The sequence below is a fragment of the Tabrizicola sp. genome (genome assembly GCF_034366665.1).
In the GTDB taxonomy this organism is placed as follows: Bacteria; Pseudomonadota; Alphaproteobacteria; order Rhodobacterales; family Rhodobacteraceae; genus Tabrizicola.
The window spans coordinates 1-19,042 of sequence record NZ_JAXMMF010000066.1 but is presented as its reverse complement, the minus strand read 5'-3'; the positions used below and the strand labels follow the sequence as shown (position 1 = coordinate 19,042).

The following is a 19,042-nucleotide window of genomic DNA, read 5'->3' as shown; positions in this document are numbered from 1 at the left end:
TGATATGTGGGCAGCGGACTTCCGGGGGCGACGATGGACCACTTCCAGTACAAGAACGGCACTTTGCACGCCGAGGATGTCGCGATCCGTGACATCGCCGGCGAAGTCGGCACGCCGTTCTACGTCTATTCCACCGCCACCCTGACCCGGCACTACCGCCTGTTCACCGAGGCGCTAAGCCCCCTGCCCCACCTTGTCTGCTTTGCCATCAAATCGCTGTTGAACGTCGCCGTCCTGAAGACTCTGGGCAACCTTGGCGCGGGGATGGATGTGGTGTCGGGCGGCGAATACCTGCGGGCCAAGGCGGCAGGCGTTCCCGGTAACCGCATCGTCTTTTCCGGCGTCGGCAAGACGCGGGACGAGATGCGGCTGGCGCTGACCGGCGGCATCCGGCAGTTCAACGTGGAAAGCGAACCCGAGATGCGGGCGCTGTCCGAGGTCGCGACCAGCTTGGGCGTGATCGCCCCGATCACCGTCCGCATCAACCCGGACGTGGACGCCAAGACCCACGAGAAGATCGCGACGGGCAAGAAGGAAAACAAGTTCGGCATCCCGATCGCCCGCGCGTCCGAAGTCTATGCCGAGGCAGCAACCCTGCCCGGTTTGCAGGTCATCGGCATCGACGTCCACATCGGGTCGCAGCTGACCGAGCTTGAACCCTTCGAGCAGGCTTACCTCAAGGTCGCCGACCTGACCCGTCGTCTGCGGTCCGAGGGTCACACGATCACTCGGCTTGATCTGGGCGGTGGGCTTGGGATTCCCTACCAGCGCTCGAACGAGGCCCCCCCTCTGCCCACCGACTACGGCGCGTTGATCAAGCGGACCGTCGGTGACCTTGGCTGCGAGATCGAGATCGAACCCGGCCGCCTGATCAGTGGCAACGCGGGCATCCTGGTATCCAAGGTCATCTATGTGAAGAACGGCGAGGGCCGCGATTTCCTGATCCTGGACGCCGCGATGAACGACCTTGTCCGCCCCTCGATGTATGGGGCGCATCACGACATCGTCCCCGTGGCGGAGCCCCCCGTCGCGGCCCCCACGGCAGAGTTCGACGTGGTCGGTCCGGTCTGCGAAACCGGCGACACCTTCGCCAAGGGCCGCGACCTGCCTTTGGTCACAGAAGGGGACCTCGTCGCCTTCCGCAGCGCGGGGGCCTATGGCGCGGTGATGGCGTCGGAATACAACACCCGGCCGCTGATCCCCGAGGTGCTGGTCAACGGGGATCACTTCGCTGTCATCCGGGCGCGACCAACCTTTGACGAAATCCTGAACCGCGATACCATTCCGTCGTGGCTGTGACCCCGGACTTTTCCGCGTGGCCGGTCCCAGGCAGGTGACATGACCGGACCAGACACCCAACCCCCGCTGAAATCGCTTGTCTGGCCGATGCGCCTGACGCTTGCGGGGCTTTGGGCGGAACGTCTGGCGCGGGCCTTCTGGCCGCTGTGGTCACTGGCCCTTGTCACCCTTGCAGCGCTTGCCTTCGGACTGCAGGACCTTGGCCCGCTGTACTATGCCCAAGCTGCCGGAGCCGTGGTCGGCCTTGTTGCGCTAGCGCTTCTTGCCTGGGGCGTGAAGCATTTCCGCAAGCCCACCGCACTGGACGCGCTGGACCGGCTGGACTCCACCATGCCAGGCCGCCCCATCGCCGCGCTGCGCGATACGCAGGCCATCGGCACTGCGGACGCGGCCTCGCTTGCCGTCTGGCGCGTCCATCAGGAACGGATGGCCGCCCGCGCCGCCGGGGCACGCCCCGTGCAGCCCGACCTGCGCCTGTCGTCGCGCGACCGTTTCTCGCTGCGCTACGTCGCGCTGACCGCCTTCGTCATGGCCGCACTGTTCGGATCGTTCTGGAAGGCCGGAACCGTCGCTGGCCTGACCCCCGGTGCTGCCGTCGCCATGCCGGGCGGCCCCAGCTGGGAGGCCTGGGCCCAGCCCCCCGCCTACACCGGCAAGCCGTCGCTGTATCTCAACGACATCACCGATCCCGCGCTGGAGGTTCCCACAGGCACCCGCCTGCAGATCCGCCTCTACGGCCCCGAGGGCGACCTGACCGTCGCCCAGACCGTCGCCGATATCCCGCCTTCCCCCGCGCCGGAACCGGGGACCGAGGCCACCCCCGCCGCCGCTGTCCCGAACGCGATGGCCGGGGTGCATGACCTGACCATCACCCGCTCGGGCGACTTGGCCATCGAAGGCAATGGCGGGCGTGAATGGCAGATCACCGCCACCCCCGACAACGCCCCCACCGTCGAGATCACCGGCGACATGGTGCGCGAGGCGGACGGCCGCTTCAAACAGGACTTCAAGGCCACCGACGACTACGGCGTCGTCGCGGGCCGGGTCACGATCAGCCTGGACCTGGCCAAGATCGACCGCCGTCACGGCTTGACCGTCGACCCCGAGGCGATGGAGCCGGTCACTCTCGACCTGCCGATGCCGCGCAAGGGCAAGCGGACGGACCTGACCTCGACGCTGGTCGATGACCTGTCGAAGCACGTCTTTGCCAATCTGCCCGTGACGATGGTCTTTGCCGTTGTCGATGCGGCGGGGAACGAGGGCACCTCGGCCCCCTACGAGGTCACGCTGCACGGCAAGCGCTTCTTCGACCCCTTGGCCGCCGCCCTGATCGAGATGCGGCGCGACATCCTGTGGAACCGGGTGAACGCCCCCCGCGCGGGCGAAATCCTCAGGGCCGTCACCAACCGCCCCGAGGATTTCATCCGCCACGACCGCGCCTTCCTGCACCTGCGGGTCCTGATGCGCGACCTTGAGGCGAAGGAAGCCAGCCTGACTGTCGAAGACCGCGACGCCATTGCCGAAAAGCTGTGGACCATCGCGCTGATGGTCGAAGAGGGGAACCTGCAATCTGCACTGGACCGGCTGCAACGCGCCCAGGACCGGCTGCAGGAAGCGATCGAGAATGGCGCCTCGCCCGAGGAAATCGACCAGCTGATGAAGGAAATGGAGCAGGCGCTGAACGAATACATGCGCGAACTGGCCGAAGAATCGCAGCGCAATCCCGGCGACCAGCAACAGCAGCAGATGATGCAGGGCCAGATGATGTCCGGCGACCAGCTGCAGGAAATGCTGGACCGCCTTCAGCAGCTGATGGAGGAAGGCAAGACCGCCGAAGCTGCCGAGCTGATGGAGCAGCTCCGTCAGATGATGGAGAACATGCAGGTCGTGCAAGGCCAGGGGCAGGGCCAGGGCCAGGGTCAGGACGGCCCGATGGGCGATCTGGGTGACACGTTGCGCGACCAGCAGCAACTGTCCGACGATGCCTTCCGCGACCTGCAGGGCGTCCCGCGCGACGGCGAACAGCCGGGCCAGGGTCAAGAGCAGGGACAAGAGCAGGGACAAGGCCAACAGCCGGGCGAACAGGACGGCCAGGGCAGCGACCAGGCCGACAACCAGCAGCAGGGTGAAGGCCAAGGTGGGTCCCTCACCGACCGTCAGCGTGAGCTGCGGGAACGGCTGAACGAACTCCAGCAGGGTCAGCTGCCCGGCGACGGCACCGAACAGGGCGAAGAGGGCCGCCAGAACCTCGACCGCGCGGGCCGCGCGATGGAAGAGGCCGAGGATGCGTTGCGCGGTGGCGACCTTGACGGCGCGCTTGACCGCCAGGCCGAAGCGATGGAAGCGCTCCGTGACGGGATGCGCGACTTCGGCGAGGCTTTGGCCGATGAACAGCGCCAGAACCGCGACGGCCAGGGCGGCGAGCGTGACATGGGTTCCGCCGACCCGCAGGGCACCGACCCGCTGGGCCGCCGCCCGGGGGAAACCGCCCGCATCGGGTCCGACGAAAACATGGTGCAGAACACCCCGGACGAACGCGCGCAGGAACTCCTGGACGAAATCCGTCGCCGCTCGGGCGAGATGACGCGCCCGCTGGAGGAACTGGATTACCTCAAGCGCCTGTTGCAGATGTTCTAGCAGGCGCTGAGCAAACCTCTAACCCTTTCACCTGGAACCAAATATCCCCGCCGGAGGCACCGGCCGAGCCCTTGCGCGTTCTTCACGCGCAAGGGCGAGACAAAAGTCTTGCGCGTCAGCGCTCCGCTTGAAAACCGCCCCTACCCGGTGCGCCGCCCGACGGCCCACCGGGGGGCGCTCGACCGGAACGCCGCAATCAACCCATTGAGCCGATGGTCATTCCGAGAGCCACACTGCGCCCCGCTTGCAGCCCCCGCCAAACCACGCCACTCTTCCGGACATGACTGGCAACCGCCTTATTCCGCTCGACCTTGCCCGGACTGTGGCCCTGGTCTGCATGGTGATCTTCCACTTCACCTTCGACCTTGCCCTTTTCGGTTTCATCGACCCCGGCACGATGAGCCAGCCCTTCTGGTACTACTTCGCCAGGCTGATCGCGGGCAGCTTCCTGTTCCTCTCCGGCGTCAGCCTCTGGCTGGCCCACGGCCAGGGCATCCGCTGGCCCGCCTTCTGGAGCCGTTTCGCCAAACTCGCCGCCGCGGCCGCGCTTGTGACGCTTGCCAGCATCTGGCTGGTGCCCGGCGGCCCGATCTGGTTCGGCATCCTGCACGCCATCGCTGCGGCCAGCCTTCTTGGCCTGATCGCCCTGCGCCTGCCCTGGCCCGTTACCCTGGCCGTCGCTGCCGTGATCTTCGCCGCTGCCTGGGGGCCGCGCTTCCCGGCCTTCGACCCGCTCTGGCTGGTCTGGACCGGCCTTGCCGAAAGCCGCCCGATGATGGGCGACTATGTCCCCCTTGTCCCCTGGGCCGCCCCCGCCCTGGCCGGGATCGCCATCGCCAAGGCCCTTCGCATCGACCTTTGGCCCGGCCGCGCCCCCTCGCGCGCGGTGCACCGTCTTACCTTCCCCGGCCGCCATTCCCTTATCATCTACCTGATCCACCAGCCGATCCTGATCGGCCTCTTCAACCTCTACCTCTGGGCCACGTCCTGACGCTTCCCCTTCCCCCCGCTTTCCGCTAATCCGGGCGCGACGTTTGGAGGCCTCCCGATGAAGTTCACCCTGTCCTGGCTGAAAGATCACCTCGACACCGACGCCACTGTCGACGCGCTGGCCGAGGCGCTGACCGACCTTGGCCTGGAAGTCGAAGGCATCGAGGACCCCACCGCCCAGCTGGGCGCCTTCCGCATCTGCCGGGTGATCGAGGCTGTCCAGCACCCCAACGCCGACCGCCTCCGCGTCTGCCGGGTGGAAACCTTCCCGGAAGGCCCCGGTGGCCGCAGCGAAGAAATCCAGGTCGTCTGCGGCGCGCCCAATGCCAAGACCGGCCTCGTCGGCGTCTTCGCGCCCCCCGGAACGCATGTCCCGGGCACCGGCGTCGACCTGAAACCCGGCAACATCCGGGGCGTCGACTCGAACGGCATGCTCTGCTCCGAACGCGAGCTGATGCTGTCGGACAACCACGACGGCATCATTGAACTGCCTTCGGACGCCCCCCTCGGCGTGCGCTACATCGACTATCGCGGCCTCAACGACCCGGTCATCGAGATCAAGGTCACCCCCAACCGCCCCGACGCGCTTGGCATCCACGGCATCGCCCGCGACCTCGCCGCGCGTGGCATGGGCAAGCTGAAGCCTGTCACCGCCACCCCGGTCCCTGGCAGCTTCCCCACCCCCATCGGCATCCACATCGCCTCCGACCTGAAAACCAAAGGCTGCCCCCACTTCGCCGGCCGCCTGATCCGTGGCGTCAAGAACGGTCCCTCGCCCGACTGGATGCAGGCGCGGCTGAAGGCCATCGGGTTGCGGCCCATCTCGGCGTTGGTGGACATCACCAACTACTTCACCTTCGGCCTGAACCGTCCGCTCCACGTCTTCGACGCCGCCAAGGTGAAGGGCAACCTCCACATCCGCCCCGCGAAGGACGGCGAGACGCTGTTGGCGCTCGACGGCAAGACCTACACGCTGACCCCCGGGCAGATGGTCATCGCCGACGACCACGGCCCGGAATCCCTTGCCGGGATCATGGGTGGCGAGGCTTCCGGCTGCACCCCGGACACCACCGATGTCTTCCTTGAATCTGCCTACTGGGACCCGATCACCATCGCCGCCACAGGGCGCGCGCTGAAGATCAACTCTGACGCCCGCTACCGCTTTGAACGCGGCGTCGACCCGGCCTTCACCCTGCCGGGCCTGGAACTGGCGACCCAGATGATCCTGGACCTCTGCGGCGGTGAGGCGGGGACCGTGGTCCAAGACGGCACCCCCATCGACCCCACCCGCACTTACCAGCTGAACCCCGCCCGCGTGATCAGCCTCGTCGGCATGGACATCCCCGAACCCACCCAACGCGCGACGCTGGAGGCTTTGGGCTTCACCCTCAACGGCAACGCAGTGACTCCCCCGACCTGGCGCCCCGACATCCTCGGCGACGCTGACCTGATCGAAGAAGTCGCCCGCATCGCCAGCCTGACGAAACTGCAGGGCGCACCGATGGCCCGGCAACTTCCCGGCGTGCCACGCCCGATCCTGACCCCGCTGCAAGTCCGCGAACGCACCGCCCGCCGCACCATCGCGGCCTTGGGCTACAACGAGGCCGTCACCTACAGCTTCATCGACGCCAAATCCGCCGCCCTCTTCGGTGGCGGGACCGAGGCCGTCCGCGTCGAAAACCCCATCTCCTCCGAGATGACGCACCTCCGCCCCGACCTCCTCCCGGGTCTTTTGTCCGCCGCCGCCCGCAACCAGGCGCGTGGCTTCATGGACCTGAGCCTGTTCGAGGTCGGCCCTGCGTTCAGCGGCGGTGAACCCGGCGACCAGCACCTGCAAGCCGCAGGCCTTCTGGTCGGAGCCGCCGCGCAACGCGACCCCCACGGCAGCCGCCGCATGGTCGACGTCTTCGACGCCAAGGCCGATGCCGAGGCGGTGCTGTCCGCTCTTGGTGCACCGTCACGCGTCCAGATCACCCGCAAAACCGCCGACTGGTGGCACCCGGGACGCTCTGGCGTGATCGGGCTTGGACCGAACACGCTGGCAACCTTCGGCGAGGTCCACCCGCGCGTCCTGCAGGCGATGGACGTCAAAGGCCCCGCCGTCGCCTTCACCATCCTGATCGCCAACGTCCCCGCGCCCAAGGTGAAAACCCCGACCCGCCCCGCGCTGGCGATCAGTGACCTGCAGGCTGTGGACCGCGACTTCGCCTTTGTCGTGGATACCAAGGTCGAGGCGCTAACCGCCGTCAACGCGGCGCAAGGCGCTGACAAGGCGCTGATCGAAAGCGTCCGCGTCTTTGACCAGTTCGCTGGCGACAAGGCCGAGGCACAGATGGGCGCGGGCAAGAAGTCCATCGCCCTGACCGTCCGCCTGCAGCCGACGACCGCGACCCTGACCGAAGCCGAGATCGAAGCGGTCTCCGCCAAGATCATCGAGAAGGTCACCAAGGCAACGGGCGGCAGCCTGCGGGCCTAGCCCAGCGAAGCGACCAGCCCCGCATACCACTCGGCATGGCTACCGGAATGGTTGGCCATGCCCTGCTTGGTCAGGCAGCCCTTGGGAGCGATGTAGCTGCTGATCACCCGTTTCGGCTGTTCATGCCAGGTCAGGTTGAAGGCGGCGCGCTTGGGGAAGAAATACATGGCCGAGTAGGGCAAATGGTCGTGGATCCACCAGGCCATCTCGCGCCAGTCGGCGCCGGCCTCGTAGCGGTCGGCGAAAGACGGGATCACGATGCAGGCCGTCGCCCCCATGCAGCCGTCGGCGTCGCGGCGGTCCCAGATGTGGCCGGCATGGTTGGCTTCATTCGAAGCGCAGGAATACCCGGCTTTCCCCACCTTCTGCTGTTCGCTGCCAAATCCGTTGACGGCCGGGCTTCTATAGGCCGACCGGATGGCGATGCGTCCGAAGACCTGTTGCAGCGGCTCCAGAAGATCGGTGCACAGGCGTGTGCCCGCGGCGATGGCAAGCTCGGGGTCGTCGGGAATGTTCGGGATGCCGTGCAGATTGGCGATCTCGCTGTACAGGAAATCGCGCATGTAAAAGGACTTGGAGAGACGGACGCGGCCAAAGTCGTCCAGTGCCGCGACAGATTTCAGGTGCTTCATGCGGCCTGTCTCCTGAAACGCTCATCGCGTGTCTTCGACGCTCTTCGCGGGCTTCACCGCCAGCGAGGAGCGCACGAAGTGCGACGACGAGCGGGTTACTTCTTCGCCCGCCACGTCCCCAGCCAGGCCCCGATCCGCCCGAAAAAGCCGCGCGCTTCTTTCCGGGCGTTTTCGGCCCGGTTCTCGACCGAATCCCAGGCCTCGCCCGCATCGGCCAAGGCCGGGTCCACCATCCGTTCGCGGAACTGCAGCCACATCTTGCGGATCATCAGGATCGCGAATGCCAGGAACGCCAGCAGGATGATGTTGACCCAGGGGATCAGCGTGACGTCCGGCCCCTCGACCGGGTGGATCGACACCGCGTTGGGGAAGGCCGAGACCAGCGGAATCCGCCAGCCATAGTGGGTGACGGCCACCCACTGCGGAGCAGCGGCGGTCGAGCGCAGGTTGGTCGCCTCGGCCTGCAAGGTGCTGGAATCCCACTTGAAATAGGGTGGCCAGAACCAGCCGGTATCCTCATTCCGGTAGACCATCACGGACGTGCCATCAGGATAGACCGCGTCGATGAAGCGGATGTCTCGCGTGGTGTTGGTTTCGGCCCCGGTGCCGGTGTCCTCGATCGAATAGAAGATCCAGTTGGCCCCGATCTGGGTGATCCGGTTCCCGGTATCGACGATCCGCACGATGTCGCGCTGTGGCAGGGTGTAGTGCAGGAAAAGCCCTACGATCAGCACCAGCAGGATACGGATACCCCATTTGATCTTGGTATACATGGGTTTGTCCTTTTAGTGCCAGTTGACGAAGTAGATCGTGACCAGAAATCCGATGGTCGGAAGGATATAGATAAGCCACAATAGCCGCTTTTTCAGCCCCTTGTCGTAATGAACCATCCCGGCCTCGATGAAGGCCTGTCGCTCATCCGCGGGCACACCCTCACGTGCGGGGTCGGTGTCCCACTCCTTCTCCAGCTTCTCGCGCCGGACGGAACGCGAGTAGATGCCGGTGACGAAGTAGATGATCGTCAGGGCCACATACATGAAGAACGCAAGCCGCAGCCAACCCATGTTAACGTCTCCCCCCCCAAGGCCCGACGACCGGAGGCCGAACCGGCTTTGGCCCCTCGGCCATCTGCGGGCGGTGCAATTCGTCCATGCTGGGTTCGGCCCCGAACAGGGCCGTCCGCGCGCCTTCGCGGTCCACCTGATACTCCCGCGCCAGGAAATCGGCCACATAGGTCTTCTTGCGCTCGCTCCAGCCCGCGTATTGCGCGTAGAATAGTTCCTTGTGGACGATGAACATCTGCCGCACGTCCATCGGCGACAGCTCGGACAACAGCATGTTCACCAGGTCCCGCTCTGGCCCCTTGCCCCGCAGGGTGTAGAAATACGCCGGATGTTCCGAGGTGATCTTCGGCCAGGGTCCCCCTGCCTCCACCCACCGCAGCAGCGCCGCCAGCCCAAGGAACTCCTCCGGCAGGGCGGAGCCCAGCTTGTAGGCCACCTTCCGCAACTCGGTCCGCCTGGCGTCCCCGACCTCGATCCCCAGCCGGTCCGCCGCGTCCACCAGGATGAAATCCATCTTCTGCCGCAGGATCGCCGCCGCGTCGGTGCCCCGCGCCTGCACGATGGGCTCGGTCAGCCCATTCCGCTCCAGCCAGTCGGCGATCTGGTTGCGGTGGTCCAGGTCCATCACCTGCGCGATGGGCACCTCGCCCAGGCTTTGCCAATCCAGCGTCGAAATCGCCGCTGGATAGCGCACGCCCTGAAAGATGTAGACCCCGCCGAAATGGCTGGTCCAGAAGTTCGACTGCTGGAACGTCATCGCCGGAAGGCTGATCGGCACCCGCGTCACGTCGCCCGTCTTCTTCGCCAGCCCGATCATCTCCGCCACCAGCACATCATCGCGCCAGCCGTCCGGCTCCTGCCGGAACCGTTCGATCAGCTTCGCCAGCTTCCCCGCATCCGCCACATGCCCGCCAATCGTATCCGCCTCGACCGTCACCTGCCTTATGTCGAACAGCTTGGCCGGCGTGTCGAAGGCGTAGACCGAGTTCTGCAACTCCCCCGCCACCGCATCCCGCGCGGTCAGCGCAAACAACTGCGCCTCGTTCTTCTCGATGAACTGCGTCAGGATCCCCCGGCTGGTCGAGAACTTGATGTTGAGCAAAGGCGCATCCTTCTGCGCCGTGGTCAGCAAGATGAACTGCCGGTTCGCCCCGTTGGGGTTGAGGTAGAGGTCGTCGTCCAGCTCATCCCCGATCTCGGGCGAATAGCCGGAGAGGTCGATGTGGAAATCGTCGAGCTTCGTGACCTTCCCCGTCAGATGCTTGAGCGCCCGGTTGTAGCGCTCGACAAGGGCAGGCGAGGAGACCTCGATCAGGTTCCCGAACATGAGACCGCGTTGGATGAGGCGTTTCATGGGGAGGCGCTTTCCCAAGCATCAATGCGACCCTCTACAGCCAAGATAGCCTCCATCGCTATATCGAGCCCAGTATTTCTGAGCCGGAACTTCTCTGCTTCGCTAAGCTGATCGCGAAGCTTAGTTGCAGCTGCTATGTCCAGCTTTATCTGCGCTGAAAGCGAATGGAAGACCGCTCTCTCTTCGGCAGAGGTATCAGAAAACTCTAGCGGCAACCTTCTGGCGAACCTTTCGAATTCTGAGCAGATATTCATCAAGTCGTCGGCACCGCAGTTTTTTGGGATCCAGTTTCCGTAGGAGAACACAGGGCGGGCCCTTGCGCTAGATTCGCCATCCTTAAATGTCAATGTGGCGTAATTTGAGTATTCGGCAAGTCTGGGTGCCAGCCAAGGCAGTACCAGATCGAGCTGCTCCTTAGCCCTGTTTTCATGCCGCTGCCGTTTCTCATCCTCAAATATTCGGGCTTGAACTTCCATGACTTCAAGTTGTTTCTCTTGCGCCTCTCTCGCAAGTCGTAATTCTTCTCGGGTGAGTGATAGCTCGTCCCTCTGTTCAGCGAGCTCCGCACTCTGCAAGAAAACCGTAACCACGATCCAAACAAAGGCTAGCGTGGCAAAAATTCCTGCAATGGTATCCCCAATTTCATTTGGTGATGAGTCCAAAAACCACTCTACATTTCGGCGACACTCCATTGCACCGCTCGCAAGCAGAACACAGCGGTCAATTGCCGCCAGGTAGGAGATGAACAATAGCAGAAGAAAGGTGAGGAGAAGTCCAACCTTGATGGGCAGCGCAACTCGCTGGTCATTGCGAACCCCACTCACCCCTTACCCCCCTCATCCACCATCTGCATCCCCAACCGCCGGTTCAGCTCCTGCGCCTTCACCAGCCAGACGTACCCCAGCACCGGCCCCCACAGCAGCGCGAACAGCGCCGACCGCCCCAGGAAGAACCCCGCCCGCTCCAGCGGAGCCGCCAGGACCCCCGCCCAGACCCCCTCGTTGATCGCTGCATACAGCCCGGCCGCCAGCACGGCCCCCACGATCAGCGCCACCAAAGCCGTCACCCCCACCGCCCGCGCCAGCCGCGCCTGGGACAGGTTCCCCTGCCCCACCAGTCCCCCCGGCAGCCAAGCCACCAGCGCGCACAACCCCGCCAGCGGCAGGATGGAGTTCCACAGCGTCACGGTCAGCGCGTTGGTCATGCGGCTTGCTCCACGGCTCTCCCGCCCCGGACCTGATCCGGGGCCTCCCTCAAGTCGAGACCCCGGGTCAAGCCCGGGGTGGCGCCCGCTTGTCCCATCACCCCTTCCCCTCCAGATACCGCCGCTTCGCCTCTTCCGTCCGGCCAAAGTCCCGCACCATCGCCTCGATGGCCACCTCGTCCGACTTGTCGGCATAGCGGAACTCCGAATCCGCATAGCGGTTGATCTCCTGGATCACCATCTCGACCGAGATCGGCGTCATCAGCCCCCGGATCATCGCCAGCTTCTCGTCATAGGGCTTGAAGAGGAACAGGTCCGGCTCCGCCATCCACTCATCCGGCAGTTCAAAGTCCATCGCCCGGACCTTCACCGCATCGGTGATGTTCTTGATCGCCCGCCCCGTGAACCGCTCATCCGCCTGCTGGATCGCCTTCAGGTAGGCCCCCATCTTGGCGAGGGTATCCAGCTTGCCGATCTCGCCCGACACCCGGTCCCAGACCTTCAGCAACCCCTCCTCATGCGGCTTCGAATGCCCCTCGAAGCTTGCAGCGACGGCCTTCTTGATCTCCTGCGCCGCAAACAACTCATGCTCCCCCACCGGGATCGCATGGTTCTTCCCCAGAAGCAGCGAGAGGATATCAATGTAATCCTCCTTCGACTGCGGCCCATCCACCAGAAACCGCGCCCCAGCCCGCTGGCGCAAAGCGTCGTCCACATTCTCCGGGTAGTTCGAGAACATCCCGAAGGTGCAGTTCCCCCGCACCACCGTCCCCGCCCCCGCAAAGGCCTGCATGAAGACCGCCGTCACCTCCTGCTGGCCCGCACTGGACTGCCGGTCCCCCCGCTTGCCCGCCACCTGGTCGATGTCGTCGATGGTCCCGAACCCGATCACAGAAGGGTCCAGCACCGCGTCGATGAACGCCTTCGCGTTCTGCCCCGACTTGCCCTGATAGCTGTCGATCTGGTCGATCGAGAAGTTCTGATAGCGGAAGGGATACCCCGCCACCTTGCAGTAATCGTTCAGAAGTCCCGCCATCATCTGGATCAGCGTGGTCTTCCCCGTCCCCGGCTTGCCGTCCCCCATGAAGGTGAAGATGAACCCGCCCAGTTCCGCAAACGGGTTCAGGCGCCGTTCGAAATCATAGGCCATCAGCATCTTCGCCAGCCGCAGGCTTTGGTACTTGGCGATGTGGTTGCCCACCACCTCATGCGGCTTCTTGAAGGCCATGGCGATCATGCCACCCTTCGCCGCCTTCGCGGGCTTGAACCCCGAAAGCACCAGCCCATCCGCCTCCACCTTCCACGACCCGGCGGTAAACACCGACGTCCGCGCGCCATTCTCCGCCCGGATCTGCACCTTCTTCATCAAGGCCTCGGCAAAGGCAGACACCACCGCCACCAGACGCACATCATCCGTCGCCAGCGCGCCGACGTCCTGATCCAGCTCCCACAAGGCCCCCTGCAGCGCCAGCGGAGCATTATCCGTCAGCACCTCCTCCACCTCTCCCAGCTCGACGGTCGAGGACCCCACATGCGGCGCGATCAGATAGGCCAGCGCATTGCCGAAGGTGAACAGCACCACCAGCGCCTCCCCCGCCAAAAGCTCCCCGAACTCAGCGCGACGCGGCTCCGGCACCCGCCCCTCAAGGTTCGCCCGCTTCAACTCCGCCAGCCCCGACTGAGCCGAGAACGTCTCCCCCATCGCCAACGCAATCGCCAGCGACCGCCGCAAAGCGTTCAGACAAGCCGCCTGCACGGGAGAAACCAGCCCATCCCCCAGCCCCTCGATCCGCTCCGCCAGCCGTACACCGCCGGGCCTGGCCGTCGACCTGGTCGCCATCCCCGGCACCGTGGATCGAAACGTCGGCCGCGTCCCCACACCGGGGGACCGCTCCACTTGCGCCGCCGCCACCAAAGGCTTCGCCAACCGCGGCGCATGATCAAAGCCAAAGACCATCCCCAGCGCCGCTTCATACTGCGCCCGGATCGTCTCTTCCTTCAGCTCCATCGTGTCGCGCGTGTTCATCGGCAAATCCCTTTCATACTGGCGCAAATATCCCGGGGCCCGGGGCAGCGCCCCGGACGCATCCCCAAGTCACAACGTCGGAATCAACCGCCCCCCGGCCCCCACGACGAACTTCCGCAGCCCCTGCAAGCCCTTGGGGTTCTGCTCCACCAGCACCTGATAGGGCTTTTCTGGCAGGATGATCATCCGGTCCTGCCGCGTGCACCCCAGCTCTGCCCCCGCCACCGGGTCCAGCTTGTAGACCTGCCGCTGGACCGATGAGAACCACCCGTCCTTCACCTCTTCCTCGCGGTCGCTGACCAGATCCTCAACCGTCCAGACCAAAGCCCAATCCTCGCCTTCAGGCGCCTTCGCGCCCTCCAGCACCTTGGAGATCGGCCCCGACTGCAACGTGAAGCTCGCGGAATACATCGGCCCCAGGATGATCCGCCGCAGGCGTGTGGGGTGCAGGTCGGGGAAATCCTTGTCGAAGCCCGTGGCAATGGTCAGGAGTTTCAACCCCCCCACCGACTGCGCCATCAGCGCCGCCTGCGCTTGCGGCCAGCGGTACGCGTCGTTCAGGATCGGGCGCTTGCCGGCATCCTCAAGGTCCAGAAGGTACACCACCGGCAGGTTGACCTGAGTGTCCCAGACCGCCCAATGCACCAGGAAATGCCGCCGGTCGCCCAGATCCTCGATCCACTGCGCATCCGGATCGTTCCGCGCCCAGAACATGCCCCCCGCCGCCAGCGCCTCATAGTAGTACCGCTGCGACAAAGCGAACTGCAGCGCCGTGGGGATCGTCTGTTCCCCCACGATCTGCCGCACCATCCGGTCCTTCAGCTCGGCCTCCGAGGGCATCCCCGCCAGATGCTTCTCCGCCTGCTGGGCATCCACGGCCATCGTCATCAGCTCTTGCGCCACCGGAAACCCGCTCTCATGCCGGTCGATGGTCAGGCGCGGAGCCGTCTCCCCCCGCCCCGTCATCAGGTACTTGTGGTTCAGCGCCCGGAACGTCGCCGCCACCGCCGTCAGATACTTCCCCAGCAGCCGAGCCTCGGTCCGCGTCAGCCGCCCCTCCGCCTCCACCTCCGCCGCCACCCGGCCCAGATGCCCGGTGATCCGGTCGAACTTGGCAAAGTAGCGCCGGGCGATGAGCGTGTCGTACAGCTCGTGATGGTCCGAAGTGAGGACGTCTTTGACGGTGGGGTCAGGCATCGCGATCCTTGCCGTTCCGGTCTACCCAAAAGTACCATCGGTTGACTGGACCCAAAGTTGCCGTGGGATGCACCCTCCCAGCCCTCTGACTTTTCCGTTGCTGGTGCTTGTTGGCAGCTCTGAAGACTGCCCCGAGAAGCAGATAAGCGCCCAAGACGACCAAAACCCATGAAACTGTGATTGCCCAACTGTCAGCGTCAACACCAGCAGCTTGCGAACCGAGCCACAGGAATATTCCCAGGAAGAACGATCCGCCGCCGATTGAGGCCGTCCAGACGATCTGGTCCCTGAACCTCATTCCCCATACGCGTTCTTGTCGTGCTTCTCGACAATCGCCGCGAACCGCCGGGCGAACCGCTCATCCGCCTTCGCCTTCTGCTCCAGGATCGCCCTTGCAAACACCATATGCCCCTCATGCGCTTCCAGCATGTCGGCCATCTTGTCGTTGGTCGCCGCCCCAATCGCCGCCATCGCGGTCTGGGCTTCCTGGTCGGTCTTGACGCCAATCTCGTTGATCCGATGCGCCACGTCCTGTTGCTGGGCGGTCTTCAACGACGACGTCAGCGCGTCATACAGCACCACCCGCTGCTTCGTATCCGTCTGCAGCTTGTTGATCAGCACCAGTTGCGTCGCCGCCTGGTTCTGCAGGCTGTCGACCCAGGTCTTGCCCTTCTCGATATAGCGCTCCAGCGTCTGGCTTTTCGCCAGCTTCACCTGCTCGTCCTGCACCAGCGCGTTGTATTGCGCGTTCAGGTTCGCCAGTTCCGTCTCCAGCTTGGTCCGCGCGGCCGCGTCCTGCTCCACGGCAATCTTGTTCTCCAGCTCGATGATCCGTGGGTCGAGGCTGGCGACTTCCTTCCGCACCGCCTCCAGCGCGCCCACGGTTTCTTCGCGCTCGGTCAGGGTCGAGGCGAGGTTCCCCTCTACCCGCGTTTTCTGCACGTTCAGCAGGTCAAGCTGGCCCTGGAGCAGCTTCACGATGACGTCCGATTTCGCGATCAGGTCCTGCAGCTTGTCGTCGATGGTGGCCGCACGCATCCGTTCCTGGCGCATCGATTCTGCCTTGGCGGACGAGAAGATGCCGATGAAGGTCTCCATCCCGGTTTTCGAGCGCATCTCGGCGAACTCGGCCGAAAAGCCTGCGGTCACGTCGTCGAGGCCCATGATGAGCTCGGCGATGTTCGCGTTCATCAGGTCGGTGTGTTTGCTGACGTCTTCCAGCGTGGCGTTTTCCACGTCCAGCTGCACGCCCTGGTCAAGCTTGGTTCGCGCCTGCTCGATCCGGCTGGTGATGGCGGAAATCTTCGCCTGAGCCTGGGCGACCTGAGCCTGGCTTTCCTTGATCTGCGTTTCGAAATCGGCCATCCGACCCTCCGTTGAACTTCGTTTGCATCACATAGTGATGTAACAGAGAATTACATCATTCCGGCGCCGGTTTTTCGGACAGCCAACGGCCCAAGTCTTGCCGCAACTTGTGGCCCCCGCCAAGTGCGGAATGGTGGTCCCGGGCCGACCGGCAGGATGCCTCCGGCGGGGATATTTGCACCAGTATGAAAGCGTCAGACCGGGATGTTGTCGATCAGGCGGACGCCATCGACCCAGGCTGCGGCCAGCATCCGGCGCGGGCGGCGCGGGTCATCCGAGGGCATCAGCGTTTCGGCATCGCGGAGTTCGATGTATTCCACCCGCTCGAAGCCGGCTTCGCGCATCGTCTCGGCGGCTTCACGGATCGCCATGCGGTCGGCGTGACCGACGCGAATGTCCTGTGCGGCGCGGGTGATCGCGGCGTAAAGGATGGGGGCCTTGGCGCGGCCTTCGGGGGTCAGGCGGACATTGCGTGAGGACATCGCAAGGCCGTCGCCCTCACGGATCGTCTCGCAGCCGACGACCTGCACGGGCAGGTTCAGGTCGCGCACAAGGCGCAGGACGACCTGCAACTGCTGCCAGTCCTTCTGGCCGAAGTAGCCGTTGTCGGCCAGCGTCATGCCGAAAAGCTTGGTCACTACGGTCGCCACGCCGTCAAAATGGCCGGGGCGCATGTAGCCCTCCAGGGGCTGGGCGACCCCTTGCATCGTGACGTTGGTGATGAAGCCGTCGGGGTAAACCTCTTCGACCGGGGGGGCGAAGATCGCGTCCACGGGGACCGTGGCTAGCAGGGCGGCGTCGGCTTCCTCGCTGCGGGGGTATTTCTTCAGATCGTCGGGATTGTTGAACTGCTTGGGGTTCACGAAGATCGTGGTGATGACCCGGTCGCATTCGGCCCGCGCCCGGTGGGCCAGCGACAGGTGGCCCTCATGGAGGGCACCCATCGTCGGCACCACGCCCACGGTTTCGCCTTGCGCCTTCCAGCCGCGCGCCAGGGCGCGCAGGTCGGACAAGGTCCGGATGATGGGGGTCATTTTTTCACCGGTACGACATCGGGAAAGGAATGTTCGGCAGCCGGGAAGCTGCGGGCGCGGACTTCTGCGGCATAGGTGGCGATGGCTTCGTCGGCGGTCTTGCCAAGTTCGGCATAGCGCTTGACGAACTTGGGGCGGAAGTCGGTGAAAAGGCCGAGCATGTCATCGACCACAAGCACCTGCCCGTCGCAATCGACGCCCGCGCCGATGCCGATGGTCGGGATCGCCAGCACCTTGGTGATGCGACCGGACAGCCCTTCCGGCACCTTTTCCAGCACGACCGAGAAAGCGCCTGCGGCTTCGATCGCGCGGGCGTCGGCCATGACCTTGTCGGCCTCGTCGGCGCGGCCCACGACCTTGTAGCCGCCCAGAGTGTTCACCGACTGCGGGGTCAGGCCGATATGCGCCATCACGGGGACGCCGCGCTGGGTGAGGAAGGCAATCGTCTCGGCCATATGCTGCCCGCCTTCCAGCTTGACCGCCGGGGCGCCGGTTTCGGCCATCAGGCGGCTGGCGTTGCGGAAGGCCTGCTGGGGGCTTTCCTCGTAGCTGCCGAAAGGCATGTCGATCACCGGCATGGCCTTTTGACAGCCGCGGACCACGGCGCGACCGTGCAGGATCATCATTTCCATCGTCACGCCCAGGGTGGAGGGCATCCCGTGGATCACCATGCCCACGCTGTCCCCCACCAGAGCAATGTCGCAGTGCGCATCGACCAGCCGTGCAACGGGGGTGGAATAGGCGGTCAGCACCACCAAGGGCTGGCTGCCCTTGCGGGCGCGGATATCGGGGGGAAGCACGGGACGGACGGGGGAAGTGGCGCTCATCTTCGGGCCTCGCAGCGTGGGGGCGCTTTCGCAATCTGCCTGTCATATGGGCACAACCGTCCCAGCTCCGCAACATGATTGCGCCGCAGCGCAGCACCGCCGACCGCAGCGTCACGGGGTTGACCGCTTAAGCGCAGCGGTCCTGAATGCCGCGGTCAAAGGAGATCATCATGACCCTCATCCAGCGCGTGAGCCGCGACGGCACGGCACCAGAGATCGGCGGACCCGACCCGGAGCGGCTGATTTCCGGTAACCCGGTCCATAGCACCTGGAACCTTGAGGACCGCGACGGCCTGCACTGCGGCCTCTGGCAGTCCACGCCCGGCAAGTGGCGGGTGAAATACAGCGAGTGGGAGTATTTCCGCATCCTGTCCGGGTATTCCCTGCTGACCGGCGCGGACGGCACTGTCACCCAGCTTCACCCGGGCGACAGCATGATCATCCGCCCGGGCTTTGAAGGGACGTGGGAGGTCGTGCAGACCACCCTCAAGGACTACGTCATCCGGCTATAGAGCTGTCCGAGGTGCCGACCGTTACGACTGCGGCCGGGGCATTGGGGCGCGGACATTCTTCGGCGGCGATGCCGCGACGCTCGCAGGCGGCCAGACGCTTCTTCTCGGCCTTTTCGGAAGCGACCCTGTCCTTCGCCTCTTTCTTGGCGATGGCAGCGGCTTCCTTTTCCTTCAGGGCGATGTTCTCGGGCGTCTCGGGAACCAGGCGGCCATAGGCATCGACCATCTGCGGGCCTTCCAGCGCCAGGCTTTCCGCTTCGCTGCGCACCTTCACGCGGGAGCCGTTCGGCACGCGGTTGTACAGGTCGATGGCGTCCTGGTTGAACAGACGGATGCAGCCCGCACTGGTCGCATGGCCGATCGAGGCCGCATCCGCCGTACCGTGGATGCGGAACATCGTGTCGCGGTTGCCGCGGTACAGATAG

General features: G+C 64.9%; 17 protein-coding genes. 5 read left to right on the top strand and 12 right to left on the bottom strand.

Annotation, left to right across the window (positions count from 1 at the left end; translation table 11 throughout):
• Nucleotides 1–33: 33 nt before the first annotated feature.
• The 4 genes from lysA (at nucleotide 34) to pheT (ending at nucleotide 7,402) form a co-directional block, all read left to right on the top strand.
• Complete coding sequence (gene lysA / locus U1E69_RS09265; RefSeq protein WP_322244100.1) at nucleotides 34–1,299, top strand: diaminopimelate decarboxylase; 1,266 nt, start codon at nucleotides 34–36, stop codon at nucleotides 1,297–1,299.
• Between the two features lie 39 nt (nucleotides 1,300–1,338).
• Nucleotides 1,339–3,936, top strand: a complete 2,598-nt coding sequence (locus U1E69_RS09260) for a TIGR02302 family protein (RefSeq protein ID WP_322244099.1) — start codon at nucleotides 1,339–1,341, stop codon at nucleotides 3,934–3,936.
• 280 nt (nucleotides 3,937–4,216) lie between these two features.
• Complete coding sequence (locus U1E69_RS09255; RefSeq protein ID WP_322244098.1) at nucleotides 4,217–4,927, top strand: heparan-alpha-glucosaminide N-acetyltransferase; 711 nt, start codon at nucleotides 4,217–4,219, stop codon at nucleotides 4,925–4,927.
• A 57-nt stretch (nucleotides 4,928–4,984) separates the two neighbouring features.
• Entirely contained in the window at nucleotides 4,985–7,402 is a 2,418-nt protein-coding gene (gene pheT / locus U1E69_RS09250) for a phenylalanine--tRNA ligase subunit beta (protein WP_322244097.1), read from the top strand.
• On the opposite strand, the gene U1E69_RS09245 is transcribed toward pheT, so the two are convergent.
• The 11 genes from U1E69_RS09245 to panB form a co-directional block, all read right to left on the bottom strand.
• Complete coding sequence (locus U1E69_RS09245; protein ID WP_322244096.1) at nucleotides 7,399–8,034, bottom strand: hypothetical protein; 636 nt, start codon at nucleotides 8,032–8,034, stop codon at nucleotides 7,399–7,401. The two genes, pheT and U1E69_RS09245, sit on opposite strands and share 4 nt — an antisense overlap.
• A 95-nt stretch (nucleotides 8,035–8,129) precedes the next feature.
• Entirely contained in the window at nucleotides 8,130–8,807 is a 678-nt protein-coding gene (locus U1E69_RS09240) for a DUF1523 family protein (protein WP_322244095.1), read from the bottom strand.
• 12 nt (nucleotides 8,808–8,819) lie between these two features.
• A complete protein-coding gene (locus tag U1E69_RS09235) occupies nucleotides 8,820–9,098 on the bottom strand; it encodes a hypothetical protein (protein ID WP_322244094.1) in 279 nt (92 codons plus the stop codon).
• A gap of 1 nt (nucleotide 9,099) precedes the next feature.
• On the bottom strand, nucleotides 9,100–10,452 hold the full coding sequence (locus U1E69_RS09230) for a DUF6638 family protein (RefSeq protein WP_322244093.1): 1,353 nt from the start codon (nucleotides 10,450–10,452) through the stop codon (nucleotides 9,100–9,102).
• Nucleotides 10,449–11,276, bottom strand: coding sequence for a hypothetical protein (locus U1E69_RS09225; RefSeq protein WP_322244092.1), 828 nt, complete (start codon nucleotides 11,274–11,276; stop codon nucleotides 10,449–10,451). Before U1E69_RS09225 ends, U1E69_RS09230 begins: the two co-directional genes overlap by 4 nt.
• Nucleotides 11,273–11,656: a hypothetical protein gene (locus U1E69_RS09220; protein WP_322244091.1), complete on the bottom strand. Its 384-nt coding sequence runs from the start codon at nucleotides 11,654–11,656 to the stop codon at nucleotides 11,273–11,275. The genes U1E69_RS09225 and U1E69_RS09220 overlap by 4 nt, the downstream gene beginning before the upstream one ends.
• A 97-nt stretch (nucleotides 11,657–11,753) precedes the next feature.
• Nucleotides 11,754–13,682, bottom strand: a complete 1,929-nt coding sequence (locus U1E69_RS09215; RefSeq protein ID WP_322244090.1) for an AAA family ATPase — start codon at nucleotides 13,680–13,682, stop codon at nucleotides 11,754–11,756.
• A 69-nt stretch (nucleotides 13,683–13,751) separates the two neighbouring features.
• Entirely contained in the window at nucleotides 13,752–14,879 is a 1,128-nt protein-coding gene (locus tag U1E69_RS09210; protein ID WP_322244089.1) for a hypothetical protein, read from the bottom strand.
• A gap of 294 nt (nucleotides 14,880–15,173) precedes the next feature.
• Nucleotides 15,174–16,244, bottom strand: a complete 1,071-nt coding sequence (locus tag U1E69_RS09205) for a hypothetical protein (protein WP_322244088.1) — start codon at nucleotides 16,242–16,244, stop codon at nucleotides 15,174–15,176.
• 194 nt (nucleotides 16,245–16,438) lie between these two features.
• A complete protein-coding gene (gene panC, locus U1E69_RS09200) occupies nucleotides 16,439–17,278 on the bottom strand; it encodes a pantoate--beta-alanine ligase (RefSeq protein WP_322244087.1) in 840 nt (279 codons plus the stop codon).
• Nucleotides 17,275–18,105: a 3-methyl-2-oxobutanoate hydroxymethyltransferase gene (gene panB / locus U1E69_RS09195; RefSeq protein ID WP_322244086.1), complete on the bottom strand. Its 831-nt coding sequence runs from the start codon at nucleotides 18,103–18,105 to the stop codon at nucleotides 17,275–17,277. Before panB ends, panC begins: the two co-directional genes overlap by 4 nt.
• Nucleotides 18,106–18,275: 170 nt before the next feature.
• Between panB and U1E69_RS09190 the strand changes: the two genes are divergently transcribed.
• The gene (locus U1E69_RS09190; RefSeq protein ID WP_322244085.1) at nucleotides 18,276–18,617 is read left to right on the top strand and encodes a cupin domain-containing protein; all 342 of its coding nucleotides are present in this window, start codon (nucleotides 18,276–18,278) and stop codon (nucleotides 18,615–18,617) included.
• Here U1E69_RS09190 and U1E69_RS09185 read toward each other — a convergent pair.
• A partial coding sequence (locus U1E69_RS09185) for a L,D-transpeptidase (RefSeq protein ID WP_322244084.1) occupies nucleotides 18,604–19,042 on the bottom strand: 439 nt, incomplete at its 5' end. The two genes, U1E69_RS09190 and U1E69_RS09185, sit on opposite strands and share 14 nt — an antisense overlap.